Here is a 5,784-nt window from a genome sequence, read left to right as displayed (position 1 = left end):
TTTAATGCCCTGGGGGTTACCCAATACGGGCAGATGACAGCGGGTTCTTACATGTATATCGGACCGCAGGGGATTGTGCACGGAACAGCGATCACCGTGCTCAACGCTTTTCGGAGGGTGCTTCCGATAGATAGCCCTATTGGGGGGCGTATCTTCCTCACCGCCGGACTCGGTGGGATGAGCGGGGCACAACCCAAGGCGGGGAATATCGCCGGCTGTATTACCGTATGCGCCGAGGTTAATCCCATGGCCGCCCGCAAGCGGTATGAACAGGGGTGGGTAGATGCCCTTTTTGACGATATGGACGCTCTGGTCGACCGCACCCGGGTGGCCGTGAAAGCAAAAGAAACGATTTCCCTGGCTTATATAGGGAACGTGGTCCACGTATGGGAACGTTTCGCGGAAGAAGAAATCCACGTGGACCTGGGCAGTGACCAGACCTCCCTGCACAACCCGTGGTCCGGGGGCTATTACCCGGTCGGGCTCACTTTTGAGCAGGCCAATGAGATGATGGCAGATAATCCCGAAGGCTTTAGGGAGAAGGTGCAGGAATCCCTTCGCAGGCACGTTCACGCGATCAATCGGCACACGGCTAAGGGTACCTACTTCTTTGATTACGGGAACGCCTTTCTGCTGGAAGCATCAAGGGCCGGCGCAGACATTATGGCCGGAGATGGTATACATTTTCGATATCCCTCCTATGTTCAGGATATTCTGGGACCCCTGTGTTTTGACTATGGTTTTGGCCCTTTCCGATGGGTTTGTGCGTCCGGGAAACCTGAAGATCTCCAGACCACCGACCGCATTGCCCTTGAAGTCATGAAAGCCCAGTTGGAAAAAGCCCCGGAGGGCATCCGCCAACAGTTGCAGGACAATATCCTCTGGATTTCTGAAGCCGAAGACAATAAGCTCGTTGTGGGTTCCCAGGCGCGTATCCTGTACGCAGACAGTGAAGGGCGCATTGCCATTGCCTCGGCATTTAACGAAGCCATTAAGGAAGGAAAGCTTTCCGGGCCGGTCATTTTGGGCCGGGACCATCACGATGTGAGCGGGACAGACAGTCCGTTCCGGGAGACCAGCAATATCAACGACGGCAGCCGGTTTACCGCCGACATGGCGATACACAATGTTATTGGAGACAGTTTTCGGGGAGCCACCTGGGTTTCCATTCACAATGGCGGAGGGGTCGGCTGGGGTGAAGTAATCAATGGCGGTTTTGGCCTTGTCCTGGATGGCAGCCCGGAAGCCGGACAGCGCCTTAAAAATATGCTTTTCTACGATGTCAACAACGGCATTGCGCGTAGGAGCTGGGCGCGAAATCCCCATGCCATGGAGGCCCTTCAACGGGAAATGGACCGCACGCCTGAGCTCGCGGTTACCTTGCCAAACCTCGTGGAAGACGCTCTTATAAATAACCTGTTTTAAACCACCCCCTATGCACCCAACCTATAGTCCACCCGAGCTCTCGATCTGGACGGGTCGTACTTCTACCGACCGGGCCTACCTGCATGAGAACATCCAGCCCCTGCACCTCGGTGCCGCACAAATCAAAGCCGCAACTTCCCTTGAGCCTGTGCTTCTGGGGTATGCCACAGATGCTGGTGTAAGCCGGAATTCAGGCCGGGCCGGGGCCTCAGAAGGGCCAAAAGCCTTGCGCAAGGCCTTCGGTCGTATGCCCGCCCTGAAAGGAGGCGCGCAAATGCTTTGGGATGCCGGGAACTTTATATGCCCCGACGGACAACTGGAAAACACCCAGGAGGGCTTTTCCATGGGGATCACACGCCTGATCCGAAACGGATATTTCCCTTTGGGCATCGGTGGGGGGCACGATATCGCCTATGCCCACTATAAAGGACTGGCCGCAGGCATGGCACAAGGCACCCGGTTGGGTATTTTGAATTTGGATGCCCATCTGGACCTGAGAAAACCCGAACCCCTCCCCCATTCGGGAAGTCCTTTTCTACAGATTGCGGAGCACTGCACAGATATGGGTACGGATTTTAAATACTGTTGCCTCGGGGCACGCCGGGATGCCAACCCCCGGGAACTCTGGGACCGTGCCAATGCCCTAAACGTTACCCTTATTGAACGACCAGAGCTCACCGCGGCAACCCTGCCCAAGGTGATCCAAACCCTTCAGGGATTTTTAGATGGATTAGATGCGCTCTACCTGACCATCGACCTGGATGGTTTTGCCTCTGCCTATGCGCCAGGGGTAAGTGCGCCTTCCCCTATGGGGTTCACCCCGGAAATCATCCTCCCGGTGCTGGACGTACTGGTGGAAAGCAAAAAACTGAGAAGTGTGGATATTGCCGAGTTGAATCCGGTATACGACCGGGACTCCCAAACCGCTGTGCTGGCGGCAGGTCTCTTTCACAGGTTATTCAGTGACCGCGGATTATTCTAACCAGGAACGATAATACTTGCCGTCATCCAGACCCAGGGCTGCCTGTGTCACTTGCAGTGGCTTAAAGGTGTCGACCATAACGGCGAGTTCTTCCGTTCCCTTTTTCCCAATACTGGCTTCGTATGTCCCGGGGTGCGGCCCGTGGGGAATCCCTGCCGGGTGGAGGGAAATATAGCCCTTATCGATCCCCTTGCGACTCATAAAATCCCCATCGACGTAATACAGGACCTCATCCGAATCAATATTGGAATGATTGTAAGGGGCCGGTATAGCCTGTGGGTGATAATCGTACAACCGGGGGACAAATGAACAGACCACAAAGGCACTGGTCTCAAAAGTCTGGTGTACCGGAGGCGGCTGGTGTACCCGTCCGGTTATGGGTTCAAAATCGTGGATGGAGAAGCCATAAGGATAATTATAACCATCCCAGCCCACCACATCAAAAGGATGCGTCGCGTAAACCATGTGATGCAACTGCCCCTGCTTTTTTACCTTGATCAGGAAATCCCCCGTCTCATCGTAAGCCTGCAAATTTTGTGGCAATTTAAAATCCCGCTCGCAGAAGGGGGAATGTTCCAGGTGCTGCCCGAACCAGTTGCGATAGCGTTTGGGCGTGTAGAGTGGATGATAGGATTCCACGACGAGCAAGCGGTTATCCGGCCCGTCAAAATGTATCTGATAGATCATCCCCCGGGGAATCAGCAGGTAGTCTCCGTACTCAAAAGGAATCTCCCCGAGCAGGGTTTTAAGTACCCCGGTTCCTTCATGAACAAAAAGCAATTCATCGGCATCCGCATTCTTATAGAAGTAATCGGTCTGTGATTCTTTGGGCGCCGCAACCCCCACAGTCACATCCGAATTGAAGAGTAAGACACTCCGACTCTCCAGATAGTCCTCTTTGGGCGGTAATTCCAACCCCTTAAAAAGGCGGGAATGCATATTGTGCTCCACCGCCGCCCGGGGAGCTATATCGAGGGTTTTAACAATCTCCTTTACCTGGGTGGGCCTGTGGATGTGATAAAGCAGGCTGGACATTCCGTCAAACCCTATCGTTCCGAAGAGTTGCTCGTAATAGAGGCTGTCATCTTTCTTTCGGAAGGTGGTATGGCGTTTATGAGGTATTTTACCGAGTTTATGGTATAAAGGCATAGTGAACAGGTCAATTTTACAATAGCTTAAAATTACGACAAATTGAGTGCAAAGGGAAATTTGAAACCCGGAACTTATACCACCGGATAACGAATCCTCTAAGCAAAAAAAAAGCCTCCCTATACGGAAAGCCTTTCATCGGCGCGACGCAATGTCGCAGACCTGATTTCCCTTGCGGGAAATACAACACAACGCTGTAAAGATACTAAAGCTTTTCAGAACAGCCACAAGGTGAGAGCAATTTTCAACCGGACTTTTCGAACCTCAGGCACAACACTAAAGGCCTGTGTATGCTGATCTCCAATAACCTGTGCCCCTCGATCCTGCCTCTCCTGCCCCGCTCCAGAACAGCCCTTAGACCCCATTTTTGGGCTTCTTTTAACAGGCAGTGAAGTACCTATTCGTTACTTTTAAAATAAAAAATGAAAATTTCTGCTATGACCTGGGTGGGTATCACCACCTTTTTCCTTCTTCTTCTGACCATAGGTGCTGCCATGGGCTTTGCCTTCAGCTGGATTTTTTACGCCACCGTCCTGGGTCAGGGCCTGGTTGTAATTATGGTTTACAAAGTCCTTACGGATGCCTATACCACCACAAAAACTTTTGAAGATTTTTATGAGGATCGCCCCATTCCAAGAGAAGAACAATTCCGGAATACTCAGGGCTGAACGGGTGGCAGGACCAGCATGGGAATGTCGGTGTGAAAAGCGACTTTTTTGACTACAGGCTCCCGAAGCCACTCATCGACCAGGTGGTGGTCGTTGCGAATCATGATCAGTAAACCAATGGAAGCCTCTTCGAGATAGTCTTCGATAACGTCGGATTTACTCGCCATGGGCGTACGCCATTTCATCTGGGGATTTCCCCTTTCCAATTCCAGAAAGAGTTGGTGCTTATGCAGCTCCTGAAAACCGGTCAACCCTTCCGGGCCACCGATATGCATAACTTCAAGGGAGGCATTAAGGCGCGTCTGAAACTCCAGGATAGCCTCGATCTGGGTGGCGGAATAGGGCGTGCCAAAATCGGTGACCAGACCTATTTTTACACCTTTTTTAAACCGGGTTTCATTGGGGATCACCAGCACAGGACACGCAGAGGCGGCCCTGAGGATACGAACCGTATTGCTGCCAAGAAATACTTCTTTTATGCCCGAAGCCCCGGTAGTCCCTGAGAAAATCATGTCTATCGGGTATAAAGACAACTGTTCTTTCACTTCTTCGGTCAACAGGTTGAATGAAGATACGGTGTGAAACTCATGGCCTGCCTCCGGATATTGCGCTTTCAGATTTTCAACGAGGTGTTTCAAACCTTTTTCGGAGATGACCTGCATCGCATCTTCTTCCTGATTGCCCCCGTGGGCCAGGGCCATAACCCGGCTATGCACAAAATCAGGAGTATAGGTGTTCAGGAAATGGAACACACATGGTTCTCCTTTAAAATAGGAAAGGGCGTAATCTACTGCGCTTTGTGCAGTCCCTGAAAAATCTGTCGGTATAAGAATGTGGTGCATACCCAATGGGATCTATTTGGGTAAAGGTAGTATCCGAAGCAGGTTGAAAGTATGATATCCATCATCTTTTCAAAAAAAAATCGAGATCTTATCTCTCAGAATTGCAGGGTATTACGAGTTAAAAACCGTCAGCAAGATCCTGGAGCTTACGCGCTTCAAGGATAGCCATTCGCTTCCCTGAGGTTTTTATCAAGCCCTGTTTTTTAAACTCTGAGAGGATTCGGATACAGGATTCCGTGGCCGTGCCAACGACATTGGCGATATCTTCCCGGGAAAGAACCAGGGCGAGATATCCTTCCTGATCTTCTCCAAAATTGTTCATCATGTAGAGCAGGGCCTCAGCGATGCGCTCCTTAACGGTTTTCTGGGACATATTTACAATCACATCGTCCGCTTCCCTAAGATCGTGGGCCATATGCCGGAGGACTTCATAGGTGAAGTCCGGGTTCTTATGCAATGTACTTACTATAGCTTCTTTGGGGATAAAACACATTTCCATATCACTGACCGCCGTGGCGCTCAGGTTGGAATTTTCCTCGGCCACAACCGATCTCTGGCCCAAAACTTCTCCCTTGGAAGCGAGTTTAACGATCTGGTCCTTGCCATTCGGGCTCAGTTTGGCCAATTTGGAAACACCACCGCGAACACAGTAAACGCCATTGAGTTTTTCTCCTTCTTCAAATATGGTCTCCCCTTTTTTAATCTTACGGGATATTTT

General features: G+C 51.2%; 6 protein-coding genes. 3 read left to right on the top strand and 3 right to left on the bottom strand.

What is annotated here, in order from left to right; all coding sequences use genetic code 11:
• Both WBV75_RS02130 and hutG read left to right on the top strand, forming a co-directional pair.
• The coding region (locus WBV75_RS02130; RefSeq protein WP_424119008.1) for a urocanate hydratase at positions 1-1,425 on the top strand (1,425 nt) is incomplete at its 5' end.
• A gap of 10 nt (positions 1,426-1,435) precedes the next feature.
• Complete coding sequence (gene hutG / locus WBV75_RS02125; RefSeq protein WP_424119007.1) at positions 1,436-2,407, top strand: formimidoylglutamase; 972 nt, start codon at positions 1,436-1,438, stop codon at positions 2,405-2,407.
• Here hutG and WBV75_RS02120 read toward each other — a convergent pair.
• Positions 2,399-3,556 (bottom strand): homogentisate 1,2-dioxygenase, encoded by a 1,158-nt coding sequence (locus WBV75_RS02120; protein ID WP_424119006.1) that lies wholly within the window; start codon positions 3,554-3,556, stop codon positions 2,399-2,401. The genes hutG and WBV75_RS02120 overlap by 9 nt on opposite strands.
• A 422-nt stretch (positions 3,557-3,978) precedes the next feature.
• On the opposite strand from WBV75_RS02120, the gene WBV75_RS02115 reads away from it, so the two are divergent.
• The gene (locus WBV75_RS02115) at positions 3,979-4,224 is read left to right on the top strand and encodes a hypothetical protein (RefSeq protein ID WP_424119005.1); all 246 of its coding nucleotides are present in this window, start codon (positions 3,979-3,981) and stop codon (positions 4,222-4,224) included.
• Here WBV75_RS02115 and WBV75_RS02110 read toward each other — a convergent pair.
• Both WBV75_RS02110 and WBV75_RS02105 read right to left on the bottom strand, forming a co-directional pair.
• Entirely contained in the window at positions 4,215-5,066 is an 852-nt protein-coding gene (locus WBV75_RS02110; protein ID WP_424119004.1) for a universal stress protein, read from the bottom strand. The two genes, WBV75_RS02115 and WBV75_RS02110, sit on opposite strands and share 10 nt — an antisense overlap.
• 118 nt (positions 5,067-5,184) lie before the next feature.
• Positions 5,185-5,784 (bottom strand): Crp/Fnr family transcriptional regulator (locus WBV75_RS02105; RefSeq protein WP_424119003.1); only part of this gene is annotated, 600 nt, incomplete at its 5' end.

Source organism: Robiginitalea sp., assembly GCF_049588695.1.
Taxonomy (GTDB): Bacteria; Bacteroidota; Bacteroidia; order Flavobacteriales; family Flavobacteriaceae; genus Robiginitalea.
Note: the sequence above shows the minus strand (reverse complement) of the source record. Positions and strands in the feature narration are given on the sequence as shown.